The organism is Streptomyces sp. NPDC094448 (genome assembly GCF_044763775.1).
In the GTDB taxonomy this organism is placed as follows: domain Bacteria; phylum Actinomycetota; class Actinomycetes; order Streptomycetales; family Streptomycetaceae; genus Streptomyces.
On the sequence record NZ_JBIWGU010000003.1, the window covers coordinates 473,220 to 497,137 of the forward strand.

Annotated in this window: 21 protein-coding genes, 1 tRNA gene and 1 pseudogene; 14 read left to right on the top strand and 9 right to left on the bottom strand. The window is 72.5% G+C overall.

The window, feature by feature from the left end:
- Positions 1-64: 64 nt before the first annotated feature.
- Together ACIQ9E_RS08165 and ACIQ9E_RS08170 are read right to left on the bottom strand one after the other, a co-directional pair.
- Positions 65-925 (bottom strand): tetratricopeptide repeat protein, encoded by an 861-nt coding sequence (locus ACIQ9E_RS08165; RefSeq protein WP_403703767.1) that lies wholly within the window; start codon positions 923-925, stop codon positions 65-67.
- A gap of 403 nt (positions 926-1,328) precedes the next feature.
- Positions 1,329-1,402: transfer RNA gene (locus ACIQ9E_RS08170), tRNA-Pro, on the bottom strand.
- Positions 1,403-1,616: 214 nt separating this feature from the next.
- On the opposite strand from ACIQ9E_RS08170, the gene ACIQ9E_RS08175 reads away from it, so the two are divergent.
- Together ACIQ9E_RS08175 and cobF are read left to right on the top strand one after the other, a co-directional pair.
- Positions 1,617-1,997, top strand: a complete 381-nt coding sequence (locus tag ACIQ9E_RS08175; protein ID WP_403703770.1) for a DUF309 domain-containing protein — start codon at positions 1,617-1,619, stop codon at positions 1,995-1,997.
- A 69-nt stretch (positions 1,998-2,066) separates the two neighbouring features.
- A complete protein-coding gene (gene cobF, locus ACIQ9E_RS08180) occupies positions 2,067-2,822 on the top strand; it encodes a precorrin-6A synthase (deacetylating) (RefSeq protein WP_403703773.1) in 756 nt (251 codons plus the stop codon).
- 99 nt (positions 2,823-2,921) lie between these two features.
- On the opposite strand, the gene ACIQ9E_RS08185 is transcribed toward cobF, so the two are convergent.
- Positions 2,922-3,449 carry a hypothetical protein gene (locus ACIQ9E_RS08185; RefSeq protein WP_403703776.1) on the bottom strand — a complete coding sequence of 176 codons (528 nt, stop codon included), beginning with the start codon at positions 3,447-3,449 and terminating at the stop codon, positions 2,922-2,924.
- A gap of 348 nt (positions 3,450-3,797) precedes the next feature.
- On the opposite strand from ACIQ9E_RS08185, the pseudogene ACIQ9E_RS08190 reads away from it, so the two are divergent.
- Positions 3,798-4,073, top strand: a pseudogene (locus ACIQ9E_RS08190) (hypothetical protein); the annotation flags it as partial.
- Between the two features lie 85 nt (positions 4,074-4,158).
- Positions 4,159-4,317: a hypothetical protein gene (locus tag ACIQ9E_RS08195; RefSeq protein ID WP_403703779.1), complete on the top strand. Its 159-nt coding sequence runs from the start codon at positions 4,159-4,161 to the stop codon at positions 4,315-4,317.
- Positions 4,318-4,377: 60 nt separating this feature from the next.
- Here ACIQ9E_RS08195 and ACIQ9E_RS08200 read toward each other — a convergent pair whose 3' ends face one another.
- From ACIQ9E_RS08200 to ACIQ9E_RS08225, 6 genes are all read right to left on the bottom strand, one after another.
- A complete protein-coding gene (locus ACIQ9E_RS08200; protein WP_403703782.1) occupies positions 4,378-5,283 on the bottom strand; it encodes an aminoglycoside phosphotransferase family protein in 906 nt (301 codons plus the stop codon).
- Positions 5,284-5,424: 141 nt separating this feature from the next.
- Complete coding sequence (locus ACIQ9E_RS08205; protein WP_403703785.1) at positions 5,425-7,980, bottom strand: ATP-dependent Clp protease ATP-binding subunit; 2,556 nt, start codon at positions 7,978-7,980, stop codon at positions 5,425-5,427.
- A gap of 155 nt (positions 7,981-8,135) precedes the next feature.
- Positions 8,136-8,996 carry an IclR family transcriptional regulator gene (locus ACIQ9E_RS08210; protein ID WP_403703788.1) on the bottom strand — a complete coding sequence of 287 codons (861 nt, stop codon included), beginning with the start codon at positions 8,994-8,996 and terminating at the stop codon, positions 8,136-8,138.
- A gap of 165 nt (positions 8,997-9,161) precedes the next feature.
- Positions 9,162-10,622: an MmgE/PrpD family protein gene (locus ACIQ9E_RS08215; protein ID WP_403703791.1), complete on the bottom strand. Its 1,461-nt coding sequence runs from the start codon at positions 10,620-10,622 to the stop codon at positions 9,162-9,164.
- Positions 10,619-11,485, bottom strand: a complete 867-nt coding sequence (locus tag ACIQ9E_RS08220) for a cyclase family protein (RefSeq protein WP_403703794.1) — start codon at positions 11,483-11,485, stop codon at positions 10,619-10,621. Before ACIQ9E_RS08220 ends, ACIQ9E_RS08215 begins: the two co-directional genes overlap by 4 nt.
- A gap of 2 nt (positions 11,486-11,487) precedes the next feature.
- Positions 11,488-12,777 (bottom strand): CaiB/BaiF CoA transferase family protein, encoded by a 1,290-nt coding sequence (locus ACIQ9E_RS08225; RefSeq protein ID WP_403703797.1) that lies wholly within the window; start codon positions 12,775-12,777, stop codon positions 11,488-11,490.
- A gap of 198 nt (positions 12,778-12,975) precedes the next feature.
- Here ACIQ9E_RS08225 and ACIQ9E_RS08230 point away from each other — a divergent pair, with 198 nt between their 5' ends.
- The 10 genes from ACIQ9E_RS08230 to ACIQ9E_RS08275 all read left to right on the top strand — a co-directional run bounded on the left by ACIQ9E_RS08230 (position 12,976) and on the right by ACIQ9E_RS08275 (position 23,916).
- Positions 12,976-14,424, top strand: a complete 1,449-nt coding sequence (locus ACIQ9E_RS08230; protein ID WP_403703800.1) for a dihydroorotase family protein — start codon at positions 12,976-12,978, stop codon at positions 14,422-14,424.
- A 39-nt stretch (positions 14,425-14,463) separates the two neighbouring features.
- Positions 14,464-15,309 carry an HpcH/HpaI aldolase/citrate lyase family protein gene (locus ACIQ9E_RS08235; RefSeq protein ID WP_403703803.1) on the top strand — a complete coding sequence of 282 codons (846 nt, stop codon included), beginning with the start codon at positions 14,464-14,466 and terminating at the stop codon, positions 15,307-15,309.
- 155 nt (positions 15,310-15,464) lie between these two features.
- Positions 15,465-16,643: an FAD-dependent oxidoreductase gene (locus ACIQ9E_RS08240; protein WP_403703806.1), complete on the top strand. Its 1,179-nt coding sequence runs from the start codon at positions 15,465-15,467 to the stop codon at positions 16,641-16,643.
- A complete protein-coding gene (locus tag ACIQ9E_RS08245) occupies positions 16,637-17,380 on the top strand; it encodes a hypothetical protein (RefSeq protein ID WP_403703808.1) in 744 nt (247 codons plus the stop codon). The genes ACIQ9E_RS08240 and ACIQ9E_RS08245 overlap by 7 nt, the downstream gene beginning before the upstream one ends.
- Before the next feature lie 14 nt (positions 17,381-17,394).
- On the top strand, positions 17,395-18,900 hold the full coding sequence (locus ACIQ9E_RS08250; RefSeq protein ID WP_403703811.1) for an aldehyde dehydrogenase family protein: 1,506 nt from the start codon (positions 17,395-17,397) through the stop codon (positions 18,898-18,900).
- Positions 18,901-18,961: 61 nt separating this feature from the next.
- Positions 18,962-19,993, top strand: a complete 1,032-nt coding sequence (locus ACIQ9E_RS08255; protein ID WP_403703814.1) for an SDR family oxidoreductase — start codon at positions 18,962-18,964, stop codon at positions 19,991-19,993.
- Positions 19,994-20,021: 28 nt separating this feature from the next.
- Positions 20,022-20,981 carry an ABC transporter permease gene (locus ACIQ9E_RS08260; protein ID WP_403703817.1) on the top strand — a complete coding sequence of 320 codons (960 nt, stop codon included), beginning with the start codon at positions 20,022-20,024 and terminating at the stop codon, positions 20,979-20,981.
- A gap of 3 nt (positions 20,982-20,984) precedes the next feature.
- Positions 20,985-21,893 carry an ABC transporter permease gene (locus tag ACIQ9E_RS08265; RefSeq protein ID WP_403703820.1) on the top strand — a complete coding sequence of 303 codons (909 nt, stop codon included), beginning with the start codon at positions 20,985-20,987 and terminating at the stop codon, positions 21,891-21,893.
- On the top strand, positions 21,893-22,981 hold the full coding sequence (locus ACIQ9E_RS08270; protein WP_403703823.1) for an ABC transporter ATP-binding protein: 1,089 nt from the start codon (positions 21,893-21,895) through the stop codon (positions 22,979-22,981). The genes ACIQ9E_RS08265 and ACIQ9E_RS08270 overlap by 1 nt, the downstream gene beginning before the upstream one ends.
- Positions 22,978-23,916 carry an oligopeptide/dipeptide ABC transporter ATP-binding protein gene (locus ACIQ9E_RS08275; protein ID WP_403703826.1) on the top strand — a complete coding sequence of 313 codons (939 nt, stop codon included), beginning with the start codon at positions 22,978-22,980 and terminating at the stop codon, positions 23,914-23,916. The genes ACIQ9E_RS08270 and ACIQ9E_RS08275 overlap by 4 nt, the downstream gene beginning before the upstream one ends.
- Positions 23,917-23,918: the final 2 nt, after the last annotated feature.

Sequence of the window (23,918 nt, forward strand, 5' to 3'; positions counted from 1 at the left end):
AATCGCTCTGACCGCAGCTTCGTGAAAGGCCGGATCAGGACGGTGCCCTGGCGCTTCGGCGTTGTCATTCGCGCTCGCGGGCTCTCGCGAGTGTGGAGACCATGATCTGGGCTTCGGCGGGCTGATCCGCGAGCCGTCCTGCTTCGAGGATCGCCTCGTCCGTCATCCGCGCGCCGACCTGGTGGGCTCGGTGAACGGCGTCGACGTTCAATTGTGCGGTCAGCACGAGGAGCCAGCGCATGGCCTGCACGGGGTCGGCTTCCGTACCGACGCCGTCCCGGTACCAGTCGGCCGCGACATCCGCCGCGCCGGCGTGGCCGTTCTCAGCTGCCCGCACGTACCAGCTCAAGGCTTCCTCGTTGCGTCTGTCGGCTGCCAACTGGTCTCCCAGCACCGCGGCAGCCTGCGTGATGCCTCCGCCGGCGGCCTGGGTCAGCAGTCGGAGGTACTCGTCGCGGTCAGCGCGACAGTTGCCTTCCCTCTGGGTGACCGCAGCGTTGAAGGCCCCGTAGGCGTCCCCTTTCGCGGCTGCCGCACGAAACAGCTCCAGAGCCTCGTCACGGTCCTCCTCCACTCCCTTGCCTCGCACCAGCATGAAACCGAAGGTGCGAAGGCCGGCGGCGTGACCAGCGGCGGCCGCGGCCCTGGCATAGCCGACCGCCATCGGAAGGGCGTCTTCGGTGAAGTAGTCCATCAAGATCCCCGCCATCAGAGCCTGCGCGGCAGGGTCGCCCGCATCAGCGAGCGGTCTGATGTGAGGGGCTGCGAATCTGCCGGCGGCGTTCGCGCCGTCCAGGCTGCCCAGCTTGGCAGCCTCGATCCAGGCAAGCCCGGCATCCACCCAGCGGCCGCCCTCAGCCGCTTCCTGCCCGGCGACGAGGAGCTCTTGTATCCGCGCCGACTCAGGTTGGGGCTGGACGGACATCACTGAGGCTCCTGGAAAGAGTGCGGGTGGCAACCGGCCATTGAAGCAGAAGCGTCTCTTCCGCACGGCGTCGGCCCCGGCAGGACGGATGCAGCTTGATCTCGCATCGGAGATCGGCGTCGACGCCGAGTCTCCCAGGCCCTCAAGACGGAACTCGGGTCAGACCCATTCGGGCAGTTCCCATACCCGACTCCACCATTACACCCGGACATGTCCCGGATCACCGGCGCCGGAACGGCCTTCACCGCCCACCTCGACCCCGTCCGCACACCCCTCAGCCTCGCCATCCAGCCCGCCCCCGGAAGGCCCCGCTGGACCGTGTGGTCCCCAACTGGTCCCCAAGAACAACGGAAAGGCGGCACCGGATTACTCCGATACCGCCTGCGACCTGCGAAAACACAAGTCGGGACGACAGGATTTGAACCTGCGACCCCTTGACCCCCAGTCAAGTGCGCTACCAAGCTGCGCCACGTCCCGTCCGCCGGCCCCGCCGCCGTGCGGCCGGGCTTGCAGGGAAGACTTTACCCCACTCGGCGGGTGGGTACGGCCGGTGGCCTGCGGGCGGGTGGGGGTTTCGGGGAGAATTCGGAACGTGGACAGGGCACCGAGAGACCGGGACAGTGAAGGGCGCGCCCGCAGTGCGCGGCCCCGGGACGGTTTGGGGCGGCCGTTGCCGTACGGGCGGGCCGGGGTGGCCCGTCAGGCCGAAGGGGTGGTGCGGGCGCCGCGCGACACCCTGGAGACGGCGCAGAAGCTGCTCGACGAGGGGAAACCGTTCCATGCGCACGAGGTGTTCGAGGACGCCTGGAAGTCGCGGCCCGAGCCGGAGCGCGATCTCTGGCAGGGGCTGGCCCAGCTCGCCGTGGGGCTGACCCACGCGGCGCGCGGCAATGCGCAGGGCGGGGTGACGCTGCTGCGGCGGGGGGCGGAGCGGATCGCGGGTTACGGGGATCCGTACGGCGTGGACGTGTCGGGGCTGACTGCATGGGCCCGGGATCTCGTGGAGCGGCTGTCCCGCGGGGGCGCGCCGGTCGATGCGCGGGCCGAGGCGCCGCGGCTGACCCTCACCTGAGGCGGCCGCCGGTTCCGCTGTGAGGGGGTCCGCTGCGGCCGGGGGACGGACGTGAGGGAGACTCGGCGGGTGAGGAAGATTTACGTGATCGGCATCGGGGCGGGCGACCCCGATCATCTGACGCTCCAGGCGGTCAAGGCGCTGAAGGCGGCCGACGCCTTCTTCATCCTGGAGAAGGGTGAGGTGAAGGCGGACCTGACCGGGCTGCGGCGGGACATTCTCGACGCCCATCGGGAGCCGGGCTCGTACCGTCTCGTCGAGGGCCGGGATCCGGAGCGGGACCGGGAGACCCCGGAGTATGTGCGCGCCGTCGACGACTGGCGGGTCCGCCGGGCCGATCTGTTCGAGCGGTTCATCGCGGACGATCTCGGCGACGGCGAGTGCGGGGCGTTCCTGGTGTGGGGCGATCCCGCGCTGTACGACTCCACTCTCGGGGTGCTGGAGGAGGTGGCGGCGCGCGGCACGGTCCGCTTCGACCACGAGGTGGTACCGGGCATCAGCTCGGTGTCGGCGCTGCTGGCCCGGCACCGGACCGGGTTGAACCGGGTGGCCCGCCCGGTGCAGATCACCACCGGGCGGCGGCTCGCCGAGGGCTGGCCGGAGGGGGTCGACGATGTGGTGGTGATGCTGGACGCCCGTACCGCCTTCACCCGCCATCTGGACCAGGACGCGTACATCTACTGGGGTGCGTACGTCGGTACGGCGGACGAGATCCTGGTGCAGGGGCGGCTCGCGGAGGTTTCGGAGCGCATCGAGCACCTGCGGGCGGAGGCCCGGGAGCGCAAGGGGTGGATCATGGACACGTATCTGCTGCGCAGGGGCTGAGGAGCGGGCGGTTCGGTCCGGGGGCGGCGGTACGGCGGCCTTCGCCGCCCCGGGCCCGAGGAGGGGCCCGCCCCGTCCGGACGGCGGTACAGCAGGTCGCTACGCCGTGCGGAGATCGTTCTCCCATGGGCTCCACCGGCGCTCCGGGTCATGGCCCTCCCCCGCGGAGTACGCCTGTTCGCCGACGGTCACCGTGAGGACGTCCACCCGCCAGAAGTAGAGCCACCGCTCCACGGTGATGGCGGCCCGGCCTGTGAAGGCCGCCGTCAGGAGGTCCGGCAGATCGGCCGCAGGGATGCACTCGAACGTCCAGCGGCCGAGGAAGAGGCGGACATCGGGGGCGTCGGGCCCCGCGCCCTCGAAGGTGATCCCCACTTCGGAGCCGCGCAGTTCGCCGTCCCATTCGGCCAGCCAGCCGGCTCCGCCGGTGGCGTGCACCTCGAAGCGGGGCTCGGTCGCGCCGAGGGCCTCCAGCGCGCGGGCGGCACGCGCCACGACGGGGACCTCGTCCGGGTAGGGAGCACGGACGGCCCTGCCGCGCCCGCGCGCCTCGTCGGCTTCGTGGACCTCGTACGTCCCGTACTCCCCGGATGCGTCCGGGGCGCTTCCGCTCCGCTCCCCCGCCATCTCCGGCCCCTTCCTGTCGGTACGCCTCAGGGGTGGGCGACCGGGCCGGCCTCCGATGTCCCGGGCGGCCCGCCGTCCCGTGGGCAGGATCCCACAGGCCGTGGTCCCGCCCGGTGCCGCAGACGGCGCCGCCGCCGTGGCGGGGGCGGGGAAATCCCCTGGTCCCCGGGCAAACTCCGGCTCGTACCGACCGTCCTCCGGAGACGACGAATGCCCGCGCGCCGTCGCGGTTCTCACGGGGTGTCAGCAGACCTGCCGGCCGGATGACCTGCCGCGGGCGAACCGCGGCGCACGGCGAACCGGGGGGAACGGCCGCGGGCGGTGGACAACGCGAAGAGCGAGCCGTCGCTCGCCTGGCCGTGTCCGCGCGGCACCCGGCCGATCCTGAGCCACCGGAGCTATCTGCACTCCCAGCGGCTGCTCGCCTCGCAGGGCTATGTGACCGTGTCGATATCCGCCAACGGCATCAACGCCCAGGACAACGACACGGCGGATCTGGGGGCGCAGGCCCGGTCTTCCCTGGTCCGCCTCCATCCGGCGCGCTGGGCCGCGTGGTCGCGCGGTGGCACGGCGCCGGACGCGGTGCGCCGGGCGGGCCCGGCCGATCTCTCCCGGGTGCTGCTCGGTCTGGTTCGGTGAACTGTTCCGGGCATCGCCGTCGCCGGAGCGGGCGCTGTCGAAGGCCTGGCCGGAGTACACCTCGTTCGGTGTGGAGTTCCCGGTCGGCGGGACCGGTGTGGACATCACCGTCCCGACGGTCGCGGACGCCGTGCGCGAGCCGGTGGAGAACGTGGCGCTGACGCTGCTCGACGGAGACGGCAACAGTACGGGTCCCGAGGTGCGGGGTACGGTGCGCGACGCGCCCTGACCCGTCCGCCCGGTGGGCCGGCCGGGCCTGTTCCGGTCCGGCCGGCCCACCGGGGACCGGCTATCCCGCGATCGCCGCCGCGATCTGCCGGGACGTCTGGGCGGCGACCCCCGGGTTCACCGCGGCGTAGTGGCGGTACGCGTTCAAACCCGTGGCCAGGGCCCAGCCCCGGCCGCGGGTCCACGTCGCCTCGTCGGCGCCGAGGGCGGCGCGGAACACCTGCCGGGTCCGGGGCGACAGCAGGGTGAAGGCCACCATCAGGTCCCGGGCCGGGTCCCCGAGACCGAGGCTGCCGAAGTCGATGACGGCGCTCAGTCTGCCGTCGCGGGTCAGCAGATTGCCGGTGTGGAAGTCACCGTGGAACCAGACCGGGGGCTGCTGCCGGGCCGGTGCCGCCAGGGCCGCGTCCCATACCGCGGTCATCGCCGCCGCGTCGAACACCCCGCCGGTGGCGGCGATGGCCGCCCGGGTGGCACCGTCCCGCCCGGCCAGCGGGTCCGCCGCGAGCGCGGGGTCGCGCAGCGCCTCCGCGCCCTCCGGGCCCACGGGCGCGAACCGCTGGAGCGCGGTGAGGAAACCGGCGAGCGTTTCGGCCGCGGCGGCCGATTCGCCGAGGCCGCCCGGGGTTGCCGTGGAGCCGTCCAGCCAGCGGGAGACCGCCCATGGCCAGGGGTATCCGAACCCGGGTTCGCCGACGGCGACCGGTACGGGAACGGCCAGGGGGACGTGCGGGGCGAGGCGGGGCAGCCAGATGTACTCCTTGGCGGCCTGTCCGACGGCCTCCTCGTGCCGCGGCAGCCGGACCGACAGCTCCCCGCCGAGGCGGAAGATCACGTGATCGGAGCCGCCGGGTTCGACGGGGACCAGCGGCAGACCGGACCAGCGCGGGAACTGGTCGTCGACCAGTCGGCGGGCGAGCGCGGCGTCGATCGCGGGCCGGGTACCTCCGGTTGTCGCCTGTGCCACCACGGTCTCCCCCGGGTCTCGGCCCGCGGTCGGCGGGCGGTCACCGCCCATCCCAGCCGACCGGACCGGGGAGCGTCGAGCCGTTTTCCGTACGGGCACCCTCACGGCCGAGGGTCGTTCGTCGCCGGTACGTGTCGGGGCTCAGACGCCGGGCTCCGTGGCCGCCCCGGCACCGGCGGCCCCGTCCGCCGTACCGCCGGTGCCGTCGGTGCCGTCGGTGCCGTCGGCAGGTTTCTTCCCCTCCTTGACGGAGAGTTCGAGTTCGCCGTCGGCCGCGTCGGCGACGACCGTGTCGCCGGGGTCCAGGCTGCCGTCGAGGAGCAGCGTCGACAGCCGGTTGTCGAGTTCGGTCTGGAGGGTGCGGCGCAGCGGCCGGGCGCCGAACTCGGGCTGGTATCCGCGGTTGGCGAGGAGTTCCTTGGCGGGTTCGGTGACCTCCAGGCCGATGTGCTGGGCGTGGAGCCTGCGCCGGCTGCGGTCGAGCAGCAGGTCGACGATGTGGACGAGGTCGTCGCGGGTCAGCGCGTGGAAGACGATGACCTCGTCGACGCGGTTGAGGAACTCGGGGCGGAAGTGCGCCTTCAGGTCGCTCATCAGCTCGTCCTTGATGGCGGCGACCTCCCCGTGGTGCGCCAGGATCCGCTGGGAGCCGATATTGCTGGTCATGATGACCACGGTGTGCCGGAAGTCGACGGTACGGCCCTGGGCGTCGGTGAGCCGGCCGTCGTCGAGGACCTGGAGCAGCAGGTTGAAGACGTCGGGGTGGGCCTTCTCGACCTCGTCGAAGAGGACGACGCTGTACGGTTTGCGGCGCACCGCCTCGGTGAGCTGTCCGGCCTCTTCGTAGCCGATGTAGCCGGGGGGCGAGCCGACGAGCCGGGAGACGGTGTGCCGCTCCTGGAATTCGCTCATATCGAAGCGGACCATCCGGTCGGCGTCGCCGAAGAGCAGCTCGGCCAGGGCCTTCGCCAGCTCCGTCTTGCCGACGCCGGTGGGGCCGAGGAAGAGGAAGCTGCCGGTGGGGCGGTCGGGGTCGCCCATTCCGGCCCGGCCTCTGCGGACGGCCTGGGAGACGGCGGTGACGGCCTCTTCCTGGCCGACGACGCGTTCGTGGAGGGAGTCCTCCAGTTTCAGCAGGCGTTCCCGTTCGGTCTCGGTGAGCTGGGAGACCGGGATGCCGGTACGGGCCGAGAGCACCTCGGCGATATCGTCGGCGGTGACGCTCGCGGCCTGTTCGCGCTCCCGGCCCGTCTCGCCGATCTCCTTCTCGGTCTGCCGGATTCCCTCCTTGAGGGCCCCGGCGCGTTCGTAGTCCTCGGCGCCGACGGCCTCGTCCTTCTCCCGGCGGAGTTTGGTGAGTTTCTCTTCGAGGTCCGCCGACGGGGAGGGTCCGCCGACGTTCCGCAGCCCGACGCGGGCTCCGGCCTGGTCCATCAGGTCGATGGCCTTGTCGGGCAGGAAGCGGTCGGTGAGGTAGCGGTCGGAGAGGGCGGCGGACGCGTCGAGGGCCTCGTCGGTGAAGCGGACCTGGTGGTGGGCCTCGTAGGCGTCGCGCAGCCCGCGGAGGATCTCCACGGTCTCGTCGACGGTCGGCTCGGGCACCATCACGGGCTGGAAGCGGCGTTCGAGTGCGGCGTCCTTCTCGATGTGCTTGCGGTACTCGTCGATGGTGGTGGCGCCGACGACGCTGAGGTCGCCGCGGGCGAGCGCGGGTTTGAGGATGTTCCCGGCGTCCATGGCGCCCTCGCCGCCCCCGCCCGCGCCGACGACGGTGTGGAGTTCGTCGATGAAGAGGACGATGCTCTTGTCGGCGGCGGTGACTTCGTCGATGACCTTCTTGAGCCGCTCCTCGAACTCGCCGCGGTACTTGGATCCGGCCACCAGTCCCGGCAGGTCGAGGGAGACGACCCGGCGGTCCCGCAGGGACTTCGGGACCTCCCCGGCGACGATCCGCTGGGCGAGGCCCTCCACGATGGCGGTCTTGCCGACGCCGGGGTCGCCGATGAGCACGGGGTTGTTCTTGGTGCGGCGGGAGAGCACCTCCACCGTCTGTTCGATCTCCTGGGCCCGGCCGACGACCGGGTCGAGGCGTCCGCCTCTGGCCTCTTCGGTGAGGTCGCGGCCGTACTGGTCGAGGGTCGGGGTGTCCCCGCCGCCGCGGGGGCCCTCGGCGTTCCGCCCGGGTGCCGGGCCGCCCAGTGCCCCCGAGGGGACGCCTTCCGAGCGCAGGGCCGCGCCGAGTCCGGAGCGGGGGTCGTCGGCGAGGGCGGCGAGGATGTGTTCGGGGCCGATGTAGGAGGCACCGGCGGCCTGGGAGCGGGCGTGGGCGGCGAGGAGGGCCCGTTTGGCGGCCGGGGTGAGAGAGGGTTCCTCGTCGCCGCCGCCGGAGGGGAGGGTACGGGCGATGTCCTCGGCGAGCCGGTCGGGGTCGGCGCCCGCGTGCTCCAGCACCTGCCGCCCGGCGGGCACCTGGGTCGCGGCCCAGAGCAGGTGCGGAGTGTCGAGGTCGGATCCGTCCCGGGCGGCGCGGGCGCCGGCCGCGGCGAGCAGTTCGTGCGCGGAGTCGCTGAGCAGCCGGCCGATGGGCACCCGCTGGACGGCGGGCGGGGAGGCCGCGGGGCTCATCCCGAAGAACCGGTTGAACAGGTCGGAGAACGGGTCCCCGGACCCGAAGGGCGAAGTCGTCACGGTGATCATCCCTCCGCCGGGCGTCACCGGGCCGGGGTCCGCCCGCCGGGCGCCCACCGCATCGTTTGTGCCCGTACCGGCACCATTGTTCCCTTGTGTCCGGGGTCCGGCGACCGGAGCGCGGCGCCGGTGGGGCCGTCCGGGGAGCCCGGCGCCCGACGCGGTCAGCGTGCGCCGGATCCGGGCTCCGCTCCGTACCCCATCTGTGCCGAGAGCCGGCCGACGGTCTCCAGCAGTGCCTCGGCGCAGCGGCCGGCCTCCTTGCGGAAACGTTCACGGGGGCCGCTGATGCTGATCACTCCGACGGGGTGGCCGTGGTGGTCGAGGACGGGGGCGGCGACCGACGAGGAGCCGGGCTGCCGTTCGCCGCTGGAGCGGGCGTAGCCTCGGCGGCGGATGGCCGCGATGTCCTTCCGGAGGGCCGCCGGGTCGGCGGGGGTGGCGTCGGTGAGGCGGGTCAGCGGGGCCCGGTCCAGATAGGCAGTGATGTCGTCGTCGGGCAGGAACGCCAGAAACGCCTTGGAGGAAGCGCCCGCGTGGAGGGGGTAGGGCACGCCGAGCCGGACCGACATGATGACCTCCCGGCTGGGGGTGACCTGGTCGACGTAGACGCGGCTGTCGCCGGTCCGGATCGACAGGGTGGCGGTTTCGGCGCTGAGCCGGGAGAGGCGGGTCAGTTCGGGAGCGGCGAGCCGGCGGACGTCGATACGGTCGAGGTAGGCCAGGCCGAGGCGCATGGTGGAGAGTCCCAGCGCGTACCGCCGGGTGGCCTCGTCGAGTTCGACGAGGCCGCGCAGCCGCAGGGAGGTCAGGATGCGGTGCACGGTGGGCTTGGAGAGGCCGAGCCGGTCGGCGATCTCGGTGACGCCGAGGGTGATCGCGCCGGGTTCGGCGAAGAGGAGCAGGACATCGGCCGAGCGTTCGACGGTGGACGCGCTCTGGCTGCCGCCCGCCGAGCCCCGGGGCGCGGCCCCGGTAGCGGAAGTGGTGGTGGTGTCGGTGCTGTTGGTGGTGTCGGTCGGCATATGCGTCCCCTGCCCGTGGAGCGGTCGTGGTCTGGTGTCCGGACGGACCCCGCGCCGGGTGGCGGGAGGCCGTCCGGGCCCCGGCCGGACCGGCGCGGCGGTTCCGGGCCGGCCGTCGGCATTCCGATGATAGGAACGCAGTTCCGCCCCAGGGGTCGCGGGGTCTCAGCCGAACAGCGCCGCGGTATCGGGCGCCGTGGCCAACGAGCCTACGGCGTCCGCGAGTTGCCGGGCACGTTCCGGAGTCGTACCGCGCTCCGCGTTCAACCGGAACTTGGTCAGCAGCTCGGCGCGGCTCAGTGGATGACCGGGGCCGCCGCGGGAGGAGTCGACCCGCTTCTCCAGCCGGGCCCCGCCGCGGGTGCGGACCCGCAGGACGGCCGCGAAGGCGGTGGGGAAGATCTCGCCGGCCCGCTCGTCGGCGAAGCAGGTCACCCGCGCCGCCAGGGCGAGCCTTCCGGGGTCGCCCAGGGTTTCGGGGGTGAAGTCGTCGAGGTGGACGCCGAGTCCGCCGCCGCCGAGCAGGGCGGTGGCAACGGTGAAGGGCCCGGAGAATTTGGCGTGGTACGGGGTACGGGGGCGGACCTTCTCGTCCCGGGGCTCGGCCACCGTCCGCAGGGTGGGGGCCGGCAGGCCCAGTTCGGCGGAGGCGATGTCACCGGGGTCGAGGCCGTCGGCGCGCAGGGCCAGGGCGCAGTCGATGGCGGGGTGGGTGAAATGGTTGGAGGGGTAGGGCTTGTAGACGGTTCGCAGTGTCTCCCACCGGTCACCGAGCCCGCCGAGCAGGGCTTCCGTATCGCAGGTGCCGTCCAGCCAGGCCCGGAAGAAGCCGAATCGTCCTTCCAGGACGGTCGGCGGGCCGGTGATTCCGGCGTGGGCGAGGGCCGCGGCCATGACCCCGGAGTGGGCGGCCCAGCCGCAGTGGATCCGTTTGACGGTGCCTCCGGTGCGGTTGGCCTCCAGAATGCCGGAGCCCATGCTGGCGGCGATGCCGAGGGCGTCGGCGACGCCCTGTTCGTCGAGTCCGTAGAGCAGGGCGACGGCGGCCGCGGCCCCGAGGGTGCCGCAGATGGACGTGGCGTGCTGGCCCTTCTCGAAGAAGAGGGAGTTACGGATCCCGGGGACGTACGACGCCATGCCGAGGCGGTTGCAGATCTCGATACCGGCGGCGACGGCCGCCGCGAGCCGGACGCCGCTCGCCCCGGTCTCCTCGGCTGCGGCCAGGGCGGCCGGCACCACGGAGGCGCTGGGGTGGAGAACGGACGGCAGATGGGTGTCGTCGAAGTCGAGGGTATGGGCGAGGGTGCCGTTGACCAGGGCGGCCTGGGCCGCCGGGAGTCGGCCGGCCGCCCCGAACAGGCTCGCGCGGGGGCTGCCGCCCATGGCGCGTACGGTGTCCAGCACGGCCTCGGCCGGGCCGCCCTCGGCCCGTCCGGCCAGACAGTTGCCGACGACGTCGAGGACCCGGCCGGTCACATCGGAGGCGACCTCGGCGGGCAGCCCCCGGTCCCGGCAGTCCACGGCGAACCGGGCGAGCCGCTGGACCGCGGTACGGGGGTCGGCCGAGGCGTCCGGGCCCGAGGCGGCCCCGACCACGTTCGCTGTCGTACGGGAGTTCCCGCTCACGACCCGTCACCCCCGTCCGCACGGGGTCCGTACGGCGCGGCGGTGGAGTCTTCCGGTGGCGCCGGAGGGGCCGGTGCTCCCGGGGCAGGGCCGGGGTCGGGCAGCAGGGCCAGCGGGCGTACCGGCGCTCCCGTCGCGCCGACGACCGGCAGCGGATTGAGTACGAGGGTGAACTCCCGTGCCCCGCTGTCGAGCAGTTCGTCGAGCTTCATCGTCTCCACGATGTTGACGCCCGATTCGACCAGCAGGATCCGGTGGACGGGCAGGGTGGCGTGCCCCTGTCCCGGCGCGAGGTGCTCGAAGGCGATGGTTTCGCCGCCCACGGCCCGGGGGCGGTGCCCGGCGAGCCACCGTCCCGCGGCCTCGCCCGGCCCCGGCACCCCCTGCTCCCGGCCGATGAAGGCGGTGGCGTCGGCCCAGTGCCGGGACCAGCCGGTGCCGATGAGCAGGACGTCCCCGGGGCGGGGTTCGAGTCCGGCCGCCGCCCGTTCCAGGTCGTCGGGGGTGATCTCGTATCCGGCGGGGAGGACCGGCACTCCGTGTACGGCGGCGAGGTCGAGGAGCAGGGCCCGGCCGACGTACGGTTCGAAGGTGTCGATGCCCAGTGCGCCGAATCCGAGGTGGTCGCTGATATCGGCGGGGCGCAGTCCGCCGTACAGCAGACCGTCCTGGGAAACATGGGCGAGGGCGTCGACATGGGTGCCGACATGACCTCCCATGACGATGATCTCGTTGGCGGCCGAGCCGCCGTCGGGGCGCAGCAGATCGCCGTGGCGGCGTTCCAGGGCCATCCGGAACGGAGGGTGGTTGGGCGACTGGGGCATGCCGCGCCGCAGGGGCTGGGCGAGGTCGATCGTACGCATGGTCAGATGACGCCCTTCGCATGGAGTCGGTCGAGATCGTCGGGGCCGAGGCCGAGCCGTTCGCCGTAGACCTCGGCGTTGTGGGCTCCGATCGCGGCGCCGGTGCTGCGGATCGACCCGGGGGTCTCGGAGAGCCGGAAGAGGACGTTTTGCATCCGGAGGGGTCCGAGGTCGGGGTCGTCGACGGTGGTGACGGTGTCCAGGGCCCGGTACTGGGGATCGTCGAAGACGTCCCGGATGTCGTAGACGAGGGCGACGGCCGCCTGGGCCGCCTCGAAGGCGTCGACCACCTCGGCGGCGTCGCGGGCGGCGATCCAGTCGCCGACGTGGGCGTCGAGGAGGTCGGCGTGGGCGGCGCGGCCCGCGCCGCCCGAGAACCAGGGCGCGTCGATGACCTCGGGGTGGCCGACGAGTCTCATCACGCGTTCGGCGATGTTCTGGGCGCTGGTGGAGACGGCGACCCAGCGGCCGTCGCGGGTGCGGTAGGTGTTGCGGGGCGCGTTGTTGGCGGAGCGGTTTCCGGTGCGTTCCTGGATCCGGCCGAGCTGGTCCCAGATCATCGGCTGGGGGCCGAGCAGGGTGACCAGCGGTTCGATGATGGCCAGATCGACGATCTGGCCCCGGCCGTCTCCCGGTCCGGTGTCCCGGTGCCGGAGCGCCATCAGGATGGCGTTGACGCAGGTCAGTGCGGCGATTCCATCGGCGAGGCCGAACGGCGGCAGGGTGGGCGGCCCGTCGGGTTCACCGGTGGCGGCGGCGAATCCGCTCATCGACTCGGCGAGGGTGCCGAAGCCGGGCCGGCGGGCGTAGGGGCCGAACTGGCCGAAGCCGGTGACCCGGGCGATCACCAGCCGGGGGTTGATCCGCCGGAGTTCCTCGGGGGCGAGGCCCCAGCGCTCCAGGGTCCCCGGGCGGAAGTTCTCGATGAGCACGTCCGCGTCGGCGGCGAGCGCACGGAGCAGCTCCGCGCCTTCCTCGGTGCCGAGATCGCAGGTGACGGCCTTCTTGTTGCGGCCGAGCATCTTCCACCAGAGGCCGTGCCCGTCCTTGGCCGGGCCGTGGGTACGGGACGGGTCGCCCTTGGCGGGGTGTTCGACCTTGATGACCTCCGCGCCGAAGTCTCCGAGGACCGTGGCCGCGAGGGGTCCGGCGAAGAGGGTGGCGAGGTCGAGGACGAGGGTTCCGGCCAGCGGGCCCGGGGGGTGCGGCGGCCGGGTGCCCGGGGCCGGTCCCGGGGGCGGTGGTGGTGGGGAGTCGTGGTCGTGGTGGGGCTGCGGTGCCGGTCGTGCCATCGGTCCTCCCGCGGTCGGAGCTGTTCCTGTGAAGCGGGTCCGTTCCGGTGAGCGGAACGCTGTTACGAATTCTCGTTCACGACCCTGGCGCTTGAATGTAGAACGGCGTTACGTTTTTTGGAACAGGCCCGGCAGCAGCGGCCCTTCATCCCGAAGGAGGTGATGGCCGGTCGGATCCCCCTGACCGGCCCGATCCGTATGACTCGATACGACCTGCTCGTCAAGGGCGGCCTTCTGGTGGTGCCGTACCACGGCGAAGTCCGCGCCGACCTCGCCGTCTCCGGCGGCCGGATCGCGGCGATCGGCGACGACCTGCCGACCGCCGGAGCGGCCGAGGTGATCGACGCCCGGGACCGCTTGGTGCTCCCCGGCGCCGTCGACGCCCACTACCATCTGGGGATCTACCGCGACCTCGGGCTCGACGCGGCCGAGGAGACCCGTTCGTCCCTGGTCGGCGGGGTCACCTCGGTACTCTCGTACTTCCGTACCGGGCAGCACTATCTGAACCGCACCGGCAGCTACCGGGAGATCTTTCCCGAGGTGCTGGGCGCGGTGCAGGGCCGCGCCTACACCGACTACGGCTTCCATCTGGCGCCGATGACCGTCGGCCAGATCGCCGAGATCCCTTCCCTGGTCGCGGACCACGGGGTGACCTCGTTCAAGTACTACATGTTCTACAAGGGCTTCGACCTCGCGGCGAACAGCCGGGACGCCCGCTCGTTCACCATGGGGGACGAGTACGACCTCGGCCATCTCTATCTGATCCTGGAACAGCTCGCCCGCACCCAGCGGGACCACCCCGAGCTGCGGCTCTCCCTCTCGCTCCACTGCGAACAGGCCGAGCTGATGCGGGTGTTCATCGAGCGGGTCCGGGCGAGCGGGGCGCCGCAGAATCTGCGGGCCTACTCGGACGGGCGGCCCCCGCTGACCGAACAGGTCGCCATCGGCGAGGCGGCGACGCTCGCCGCGCATGCGGGCGCCCGGGTCAATCTGCTCCATCTCTCCAGTGCGGATGCACTGGAGTCGGCGCTCACCGCCCGCCGCCACCACGGCACCGACATGCAGTTCGAGGTCACCCTCCACCACCTCTGCCTCGACCACGAAACGCTGGACGCCCGCGGTGGTCTCGGCGGCAAGGTGAATCCGCCGATCCGTACGGCCCGGGACGCCGAACGGCTCTGGGAGGGCGTCCGCGACGGGTCCGTCGACTGGGTCGCCTCCGACCACGCCTGCTGTATGGAGGAGGAGAAGGGGGACGAGCTGTGGCCCGCCCGTCCGGGGTTCGGCGGCAGCGCCCTGCTGTACCCGGTCCTGCTGAGCGAAGGGTTCCACCGCCGGGGCATCCCGCTGACCAGGATCGCGGAGCTGGCGTCGGCCCGGCCGGCGCGGGCGTACAACCTCTGGGGCCGCAAAGGCAGTCTCACGGTCGGCTACGACGCCGATTTCACGGTCGTCGATCCCCAACTGGAGCAGGAGGTCCGGGCCGAGCTGCTGCTGTCGGGCCAGGACCACTGTCCGTTCGAAGGCGTACGGGTGCGGGGGTGGCCGGTGACGACGGTGGTCGGCGGCCGGATCGCGTACCGGCTCGGTGACGGCGGACCGGAGGTGGCGGATGAACCCACGGGCCGCTATCTGCGCCGCGACTGACCTTCCGGCCCCCGGCCGGTCCGGGGACGGGAGCGGGCCGTGAGATCCGCGCTGTACGTTCCCGCCGACGCGCCCCGCAAGCTGGACAAGGCCCTCAACCTGGAGACCGACGAGATCATCGTCGATCTGGAGGACGCGGTACCGCCGCCCGCCCGGGCCGGCGCGCGCAGGAGCGCGGCGGAGTGGCTGGCGCGGAACGCGCCCGGCGCCGGCCCGGGGATCTGGGTACGGGTGAATCCGGGGGCCGCCGGAATCGAGGACGCCGCCGCCGTGGCGGTGCCCGGGGTCGCCGGGGTCGTCGCGGCGAAGACCGGTTCGGCCGCCGGACCGGCCGCGCTCGGGCCTCCGCTGCGGGCGGCCGAGGAGCGGTACGGACTCGCCGCGGGCAGCTTCGGGATCGTCGCCCTGGTCGAGACGGCCGCGGGCGTGCTGGCGGCGCCGGAGATCGCCCGGGCGCCCCGGGTGGTCCGGCTCCAGCTCGGCGAGGCGGACCTCCGGGCCGAACTCGGCGTCGAACCCGGCCCGGAGGGGCTGGAACTGCTGTACGCGCGCTCCCGGATCGTGCTGGCGTCGGCGGCCGCGGGGCTGCCGCCTCCCCCGGCACCGGTGTGCACGGACGTCCGGGACACCGAGGCACTGCGACGGACCACCCTGGCCTTCCGCGCCCTGGGATTCCGCGGCCGCGCCTGTATCCATCCCGCCCAACTCGCGGTCGTCAATGAGGTGTTCACACCCAGTGACGACCAACTGGGCCGCGCCCGTGATCTGGTCGAACGGTATGAGCGGGCGCTGGCCTCCGGGGCCGCGGTCGGCCTGGACCCCGACGGCGGACTGATCGACGAGGCCGTGGTGCGCTCCGCCCGGCGGCTGCTCTCCGGCGCCTGAATCCGCACGTCACGGCCCGGCGGCCGGGTCCCTCCGGCGGATTCGCGCCATGCCCCCTCCCCGATCCCCTCGATTTTCGGCCGAACTCATTCGGCCAAAAGCATTGACGGCCTGTCGGCAAAGTTGTTTTATCCCCTAACAACTGGGAGGCAATCATGCCAGATGTCCTTGTTGCCGGTGCGGGCCCCGTGGGTCTGACCACCGCCCTCCTGCTCGCCGAACACGGTCTGACCGTCGAGGTTTTCGAAGCCGCCGACGCCATCAGCACCCAGCCGCGGGCCTCCACCTTCCATCCGCCGACCCTCGACCTCCTCCACCGGATCGGGCTCGCCGAACCCCTGATCGCCCAGGGCCTGAAGGCCCCGGTCTACCAGCACCGGGACCGCGAACGCGGACGCGTCGCCGACTTCGACCACGCCCATCTCGCCCGGGACACCGGCTTCCCCTTCCGGCTCCAGGCCGAACAGCACAAGCTCTGCGCCCTGCTCCTCGAACGGCTCGGCGACCGGGTCCGCTTCAACCACCGGGTCCTCGGGGTCTCCCAGGACGAACAGGGGACCGTCGTCTGCGCCGAGGGCCCCGACGGGCCCCTGGTCGCCCAGGCCGGCCATCTGATCGACGCGGGCGGCGCCCCCGGCGCCGTCCGCCAGGCCCTGGGCATCGGATTCGAGGGCTTCACCTACGAGGACCGCTATCTGGTACTGCTGACCGACTTCCGCTTCGAGGACCATCTCGAAGGACTGGCGAAAGTCGCCTATATCTCCGACCCCGACGAGTACGTGGTGCTGCTGCGGGCCCCCGACGCCTGGCGGGTGCTGTTCCCCGTACGGGAGGACGTCACCGACCCGGCGGAGTGGGAACGGATGCTCCAGGGCGTCGTGGCCCGCCCGGAGCCGTACACCGTCCTCCACCACCAGCTCTACTCCGTGCACCAGCGGGTGGCGGAACGCTTCCGGGCCGGCCGGGTCCTGCTGATCGGCGACGCCGCGCACATCAACAGCCCCATCGGCGGTATGGGCATGAACAACGGGATCCACGACGCTTTCGCGCTCGCCGCGGCGCTGCGGCCGGCCGGGGTGCGGGACGGATCCGCGCCCTGGACGGACGAGGCCCTCGACTCCTGGGCGGACCGCCGCCGCCGTACCGCACTCGAATACGTCAAGGTCATCACCGACCGCAACGCCCGCGCCCTGGGCGAGAAGGACCCGGAGCGCAGGCGCACCGCCCAGGCGGAACTGGCGGCCACCGCCGCCGACCCGGAGAAGGCCCGCGACTGGCTGCTCGACGCCTCGATGCTGCGCGCGGTCCGCGGACAGGGACTGCTGCCGTGCTGAGGATCGGCGGCCAGCGGGCCCGGCTCGCGGTCCTCGTCCCGTCCACCAACACGGTCGTGGAAGCCGAGTACCAGGCACTGGCCCCGCCCGGGGTCACCGTCCACACCGGGCGGATGCCGGTCCCCGCCCCCTCCGTGGCCAGCGACGACGACACCACCCGGCTCCTCGCCGACGTCCGCAGGGGGGTGCCCGGCGCACTCCGCTCGGTGCTCGACTGCCGTCCGGACCGGGTACTGCTCGGCATGTCGGCACCCACCTTCTACGGCGGGACCGAGGGGGCGCGGGCGTACGAATCGGAAATAGCCGCCCTGGCCGGGATGCCCGTCACCGCCGGATCCACCGCCTGCACCCGGGCGCTGCGGGCCCTGGGCGCCCGCCGGATCGCCGTCCTCAGCCCCTATCGGCCGGTCAACGACACCCAGGTACGGCGCTACTTCACCGAAGCCGGATTCACGCTCACCGGGCTGCGGTCACTGCTCTGCACCTCGGCCACCCAGATCGCGGAGGTCGGCGAGGAGGACATCGTGCCCGTCGTCGAGGAGCTGGCGGCGACCGCACCCGACGCGATCGTGCAGGTCGGCACCAATCTCTGGTTCGCCGGTCTGGCCGCGGAACTGGAGCGCCGGCTCGCCCTGCCGGTGGTCGCGATCAACACCGCGACCCTCTGGACGGCCCTGCGCGAGCACGGCATCACCGACCGGGTCGAGGGCGCCGGCCGACTGCTGGCCGAACACTGAAGGGAACCCCGTATATGCCCACCCCCGCACCGTCCGCCTCCGCCCCCGCGGCACCCTCGCGGTCCGGCAGTTCCGCGGACGAATCCTGCGACGAACCCGGGCCGCCGGCCGCGGACTCACTGATCGTCAGCCCGATCGACGGCCGGCCGATCCGGCGCGTCGGGCGGATGACCGCGACCGAGGTCGCCACCGCCTACGACACCGCCCGGACCGCCCTCGCGGACTGGCGCGAGACGCCCGCCGAACGGCGCGGCCGGATCCTGCTGCGCACCGCCGAACTCCTGGACAGCCGGGTCGAGGAGTTCGCCGCAGCCGAGACCCTCAACACCGGAAAGCTCCTCAAGGACACCCGCCGCGAGGCCACCCGGGCCGCCGCCTGCTTCGCCTACTACGGCGGGCTCGCGGACAAGGTCACCGGGGACACCCTCGACGTACCGGGCCCCTTCCACACGTACACGCGCCGCGAACCGTACGGGGTCGCGGTCGGGATCATCCCGTGGAACGTCCCCTATGTCTTCGCCGCGAAGAAGATCGCCCCCGCACTGGCCTTCGGCAACGCCAGTCTCCTCAAACCCGCAGAGGAGACCCCGCTGACGGCGCTGATGCTGGCGGAGGTGCTCGCCGAAGCGGGGCTGCCCCCAGGGGTGGCGCAGATCGTCACCGGAGACGCGGACACCGGCCGGGCCCTGGTGTCGGATCCGCGCGCCGACCTGATCGTCTTCACCGGGGCCGACAGCACCGGGCGGGCGATCGCCGCCGAAGCGGCGGCCCGGCTCACCCCGACCGCGATGGAGCTGGGCGGCAAATCACCGCAGATCGTCTTCGCCGACGCGGATCTCGACGGGGCGCTGGCCTCCGTGCTGCTGGGCGCGTTCAGCGCCACCGGACAGATGTGCATCGCGGGCTCCCGGCTGCTGGTCCAGCGGGAGGTGTACGAACCGTTTGCCGCCCGGCTGCGCGAGGCCGTGGCGGGGCTGCGGGTCGGTGATCCGCGGGAACGGTCCGTGCAGGTGGGGCCGCATGTCACCCCGGGGCAGCGGGACAAGACCCTGCGGATGATCGAAGCCGGTCTCGCGGAGGGCGCGGTACGCGCGGCGGCCGCACCCGTACCGGACGACGAACGCCTCGCGGGCGGCTTCTACGTACCGCCGACGCTGTTCACGGGAGTGACTCCGGAAATGACGGTGATGCGGGAGGAGATCTTCGGCCCCGTACTGGCGGCGATGCCGTTCGACACCGAGGAAGAGGCCCTGGAACTGGCCCACGCCACCGATTTCGGGCTCGCCGCCGGGGTCTGGACCACGGACCTGGGGCGCGCCCACCGGATGGCGGCCCGGCTGCGCGCGGGCACGGTCTGGCTGAACACCTACCGGATGCTCTCCGACAGCGTGCCGTTCGGCGGCGTCGGCCGGTCCGGGTACGGCCGCGAGGGCGGGCCCGACGCCGTCCGCCTCTACACCTGGACCAAGAGCGTATGGACGTGCACCGAGCCGGGTCCGCCTCCCGGCTACGAGTTCTGAGCAGATTCCCGGCCCCACCGCACACCCCGACCCCAACCGGATCCCCTGACCTGGAGTCACCATGCTGATCGTCCTCGCGGGAGCCACCGGCCGTACCGGCCGCAGGCTGATCCCGCTGCTCACCGCCGCCGGGCACGCCACCCGGGCGCTGACCCGCTCCGAAGGGCCGGTGCCCGGCGCCGAGGCCCACCGCTGCGATCTGGCCGCCGCGGACCCCGGTGAACTGGACCTGGCCGTGGCCGGTGCGGACGCCGTGATCTGGCTGGCGGGGCCGGGCGGCGGCTCGGTGGAAGGCGCCGAACGGCTCGACAACACCGGCTGCTGCGCGCTCGTGGACGCCTGTGTACGGCAGGGGGTACGGCGGTTCGTCCTCGTTACTTCCAAGGGCACGGACGCTCCAGGGCGCGCGCCGGAGTTTCTGCGGCCGTACTTGGAGATCAAGGCGAAGGCGGAGGCCCATCTGGCCGGCAGCGGACTGGACTGGAGCGTGCTGCGGCCGGGCGGGCTCACCGACTCCGAACCGACCGGGCGGGTCGTCCTCGGCGAGGGACTGGCGCGGGGGAAGGTGACCCGCGCCGATGTGGCCGCCGTCGTCGCCGAACTCGTCGGGCGCCACGACCAGTCGGGCCGGGCCCTGGAGGTGCTCGACGGCGAGCTGGCCCCGGCGGAGGCCTTCGACGCCGTCACCCCGTCCGTGAACATCGTCGACTTCCTCTTCGACCTCCGGCGGCTGGGCCGGGTCCATCTGGCGGTCTTCGGCGGCAGCACCGGAGAGGCGATGGCCGAGGCGAAGGTCCACTTCACGGACTGGCAGGTCAGCGAGCGGTACGTCAACTACTTCGAAGGTCCCGAACTGCACTTCTCCCGGCGCACCCGGTGGCGTCTGGAGTTCGGCGAGGGCCCGGGCCGGCACTCGGGCAAGCCCGAGTACTGGGTGATGGTCCACAACGAACGCGGCGAAGGCGTGTTCCGGTTCGGACTGCTGCGGCCCGAGGGCTCCGAGGAACACGATCCGGAGCTGGTCGCCGCCTACCGCGTCTTCCGGGACCACTACACACGGCGGCAGACACCGTCCGCACCCGGCCCGCAGTGAGCGGCCCGGCCCTCGAAAGGAGGTTCCGTTGGCAGGCCATGTACTGCGCCGGGCGGCCGCCATGGCGGTGGTCCTCCTCATCGTCCTGACCCTCGTCTTCTTCCTCATGCGGATGGCGCCGGGCAGCCCGGCCTATCTGATCGTGGGAGCCGACGCCACCGAGGCGGAGATCGCCCAGGTGGAACGGGAACTGGGACTCGACCGGCCACTGTTCGTCCAGTACGCGGCGGAGCTGGGCCGGATCCTCACCGGGGACCTCGGGGACTCCATCTTCACCGGGGAGCCCGTGGTCGACGAGCTGATGCTCCGGCTGCCGGTCACCCTGGAGCTGACGGCCGTGTCGCTGGCGTTCTGGATTCCGCTGGCCCTGCTCGCCGGCCGGTTCGCGGCCGCCCGCCGCGACACCGCGGCGGACGCCGCCGTCCGGGTGATCGGCAATCTCTCCATCGCCGTCCCCAGCTTCTGGCTGGGCGCCCTGCTGATCCTGCTCTTCGGGCTCTATCTGCCGGGGGTGCTGCCGTCCAGCGGCTGGGTCGGCTTCGGCGAGGACCCCCTGGGCCACCTCCGGGCGCTGGTGCTGCCCGCGTTCGTGCTCGGGCTCGGCACCTTCGGCGTCACCGCGAGCACCCTGCGGGTGTCCATGCTCGAAGCCGTCCGTACCGACTACGTCCGCTTCGGCCACGCCATGGGCCTGTCGGAACGGCGCATCCACCACTCCCTCGCCTTCCGCAACTCGCTGCTGCCCACCACCGCGGTCGTCGGACAGCTCGTCGGGGTCATGCTCAGCGGCTCCGTACTGATCGAGAACCTCTTCAACCTGCCCGGAATGGGGCGGCTGCTGGTGGACGGGATCCGCCGCCAGGACTATCCCCTCGCGGTCGGCGCCACGCTGGCCCTCGCGGTGTTCTTCCTGCTCGCCAATCTGATCGTCGACATCCTCTACGCGGCGCTCAACCCTCGCGTACGGCAGAAATTCGCAGGTGCCTGAGCCATGACCACGATCATCCAGCCCCAGGTCCGCGCCCGGTCCCGCCCCCGGCGGCGCATCGTCGTCCAGGGCCGCCACATCAAACCGCTCACCCTCCTCGGTGTCGTTCTGGTCACCGGCTATCTGCTCTTCGCGGCCTTCGGACCGCTGTTCACCCCCGATCCGCTGGCCCGCACCGGGGCACCCCTCGAAGGGCCCTCCGCCGCCCACTGGTTCGGCACCGACCATCTCGGCCGCGATCTGCTGTCCCGGGTCGCGTCCGGGGCCCGGGTCTCGGTCCTGGTGGCCGTCTTCAGCGTCGGCATCGGACTGCTCGTCGCCCTGCCGCTGGGCATCGCCGCCGGATACTGCGCCGGACGCTGGCCCGACGAACTGATCATGCGGGTGTTCGAGGCGATCCAGACCGTGCCGCTGTTCGTCTTCGCGATGGTCGTCCTCGGGATCACCGGCGTCACCTCCTTCCATCTCGGTCCGGTCGAGATCGGCGCGGCGGGGAAGATCGTGCTGCTGATCGCGATCGCCGCGACGCCCTACTTCGCCCGGGTCGCCCGAGCCGCGACCCTCGCCGAAGTACAGGAGGACTACATCTCGGCGCTGCGGCTGCTCGGGGTCTCCCGCCGCCGGATCATCGGCAACGAACTGCTGGTCAACGTGTTGCCACCGGTCATCGTGCAGAGCTGTCTCTGGATGGCGGTCGCGGTCTTCGCGGAGGGCGCCCTCGGCTTTCTCGGGGTAGGTGTGCAGCCGCCGACGCCGACGCTCGGCGGGGTCATCGCGGACGCCACCCGCTATCTGATGGCCGGCGCCTGGTGGTACTGCGTCATGCCCGGTCTCGTCCTGCTCGTCGCCACGGTCGGCTTCGGCCTGCTCGGCGACGGCGCCAACGATCTGCTCGACCGAGGAGAACGCTGATGAAGAACCGCACGGGCCGGGGCGGGCCCGCCGCCGGTCCCACGGCCGGTGACCCGCCCGGTGCCACGCCCGATCCCACGGCCGGTCCCACGGCCGGGGAGCGGGCCCGCAACGGCAGGCCCTGGGAGCCGGGCCGGACCGCGCCGCTGCTGGAGGTCGAGGACCTCAGCGTCGTCTTCGACACCGCGCGGGGGCCGGTGCCCGCCGTCCGGGACGTCTCCTTCCGGCTCGAACCCGGCGAGATCTTCGGCCTGGTCGGGGAGTCGGGCAGCGGAAAGAGCACCGTCCTGGCCGCGATCATGCGGCTGCTGCCGTCCGTCGCCGTCACCGACGCCACCACCCTGCGGTTCCGGGACACCGATCTCCTGCGGCTCGACGCCGCCGGGCTCCGCTCGATCCGCGGCACCGGTATCGGGCTCGTACCGCAGCGCCCCATGACCTCCCTCAGCCCGGTCACCCCGCTCCGCAAGCAGCTGCGCTGGTTCCTCGGGGACCGCGACCCCGCCGAGGTCACCGAACTCCTCGACCAGGTCGGCCTGCGGGCCGTCGCCGAACGCCTCGACGGCTATCCCTTCGAATTCTCCGGCGGCCAGCTCCAGCGGCTGCTGATCATGCTGGCGGCCCTGGCCCGCCGCCCCGCGCTGCTCCTCGCCGACGAACCGACCACCACCCTCGACGCGACCGTCCAGGCCCAGGTGCTGCGGCTCCTGCTGGACCTGCGGGACCGGCTCGGCATCGGCATCGTGTTCGTCAGCCACGACCTCGGTGTCATCGCCCAGATCTGCGACCGGGCCGGGGTGATGTACGCGGGACGGCTGGTGGAGAGCGCCCCCGTCGGAGAACTCTTCGACGCGCCCCGCCACCCCTACACCCGGGCGCTGCTGCGGGCCCTGCCCAGCCGCTACACCCGCGGCCAGCGGATCAAGGTGATCGAAGGTTCGGCGGCGGGGGCCAACCGGATCCCCGGCTGCGCGTTCGCACCCCGCTGCCCGCGCGCGGACGCCGTCTGCGGCGAGCAGGTGCCCGCGCTCCGCACGGTCGCCGGATCCCTGGTCCGCTGCCACCACGCCGAGGAGGACGCGGCATGACCGCGGTCGTCGAAGCCATGGGCCTCACCAAGCACTTCACCCTCCGGGGCCACGGCGGGCCACGGCTGCGCGGCCGGGGCACCCGTACCGTCCACGCCGTCGACGACGTCGGCTTCCGCATCGACGGCGGCCGGACGCTCGCGGTGATCGGCGAATCCGGCTGCGGCAAGTCCACCGTGGCCAAACTCCTCCTCGGGCTGCTGAACCCCACCTCCGGCACCATCACCGTGACCGGGGAGCGGCGGATCCAGCTCGTCGCCCAGAACCCCTGGTCGGCCCTGAACCGGCGCAAAACCATCGGGCACGCCCTCGACCAGCCGCTGCGCATCCACCGCCGCGACCTCGACGCCCGGGGCCGCGCCGCCCGGATCCGGCAGCTCCTCGAACTGACCTCCCTGCCCGCCGAATTCCTCGACCGCTATCCCGCCGACGTCTCCGGTGGCGAGCTCCAGCGGGTCACCATCGCCCGGGCGCTCGCCGCCGAACCGCGGGTCCTCGTCCTCGACGAGCCGACGGCCAGTCTCGACGTCAGCGTCAAGGCCGGTCTGGTCAATCTGCTCTGCGATCTCCGCGACGACCTCGGGCTGACGTATCTGCTGATCACCCATGAGATCGACGTGGCCAGGCTGCTCGCCGACGAGGTGCTGGTGATGTATCTGGGGCATGTGGTGGAGTCCGGCGATGCCGACGAGGTCTTCGACCGGCCCGCCCACCCCTACACCCGGTCGCTGCTCGACAGCGTCCCCCTGCCCGATCCGCGCCGCCGCCGGACCCTGCTGCCGCTCACCGGGGACGTACCGTCCGCGGTCGATCCGCCCAGCGGCTGCCGCTTCCGCACCCGCTGTCCGCACGCCGTCGAGCAGTGTGCCGGGGCCCGCCCCGACGCCGTCGACATCGCCCCCGGCCATACCGCCGCCTGCCATCTGACCGCCTGACG

Bases quoted from the DNA above. Each gene is read 5' to 3' on its own strand.
- ACIQ9E_RS08270 (WP_403703823.1), top strand. From the start codon at position 21,893: ATGAAGAACCGCACGGGCCGGGGCGGGCCCGCCGCCGGTCCCACGGCC.
- ACIQ9E_RS08250 (WP_403703811.1), top strand. From the start codon at position 17,395: ATGCCCACCCCCGCACCGTCCGCCTCCGCCCCCGCGGCACCCTCGCGG.
- ACIQ9E_RS08265 (WP_403703820.1), top strand. From the start codon at position 20,985: ATGACCACGATCATCCAGCCCCAGGTCCGCGCCCGGTCCCGCCCCCGG.
- ACIQ9E_RS08225 (WP_403703797.1), bottom strand. From the start codon at position 12,777: ATGGCACGACCGGCACCGCAGCCCCACCACGACCACGACTCCCCACCA.
- ACIQ9E_RS08255 (WP_403703814.1), top strand. From the start codon at position 18,962: ATGCTGATCGTCCTCGCGGGAGCCACCGGCCGTACCGGCCGCAGGCTG.
- ACIQ9E_RS08165 (WP_403703767.1), bottom strand. From the start codon at position 925: ATGTCCGTCCAGCCCCAACCTGAGTCGGCGCGGATACAAGAGCTCCTC.
- ACIQ9E_RS08275 (WP_403703826.1), top strand. From the start codon at position 22,978: ATGACCGCGGTCGTCGAAGCCATGGGCCTCACCAAGCACTTCACCCTC.
- ACIQ9E_RS08185 (WP_403703776.1), bottom strand. From the start codon at position 3,449: ATGGCGGGGGAGCGGAGCGGAAGCGCCCCGGACGCATCCGGGGAGTAC.
- ACIQ9E_RS08205 (WP_403703785.1), bottom strand. From the start codon at position 7,980: ATGATCACCGTGACGACTTCGCCCTTCGGGTCCGGGGACCCGTTCTCC.
- ACIQ9E_RS08240 (WP_403703806.1), top strand. From the start codon at position 15,465: ATGCCAGATGTCCTTGTTGCCGGTGCGGGCCCCGTGGGTCTGACCACC.
- ACIQ9E_RS08220 (WP_403703794.1), bottom strand. From the start codon at position 11,485: ATGCGTACGATCGACCTCGCCCAGCCCCTGCGGCGCGGCATGCCCCAG.
- ACIQ9E_RS08230 (WP_403703800.1), top strand. From the start codon at position 12,976: ATGACTCGATACGACCTGCTCGTCAAGGGCGGCCTTCTGGTGGTGCCG.
- ACIQ9E_RS08210 (WP_403703788.1), bottom strand. From the start codon at position 8,996: ATGCCGACCGACACCACCAACAGCACCGACACCACCACCACTTCCGCT.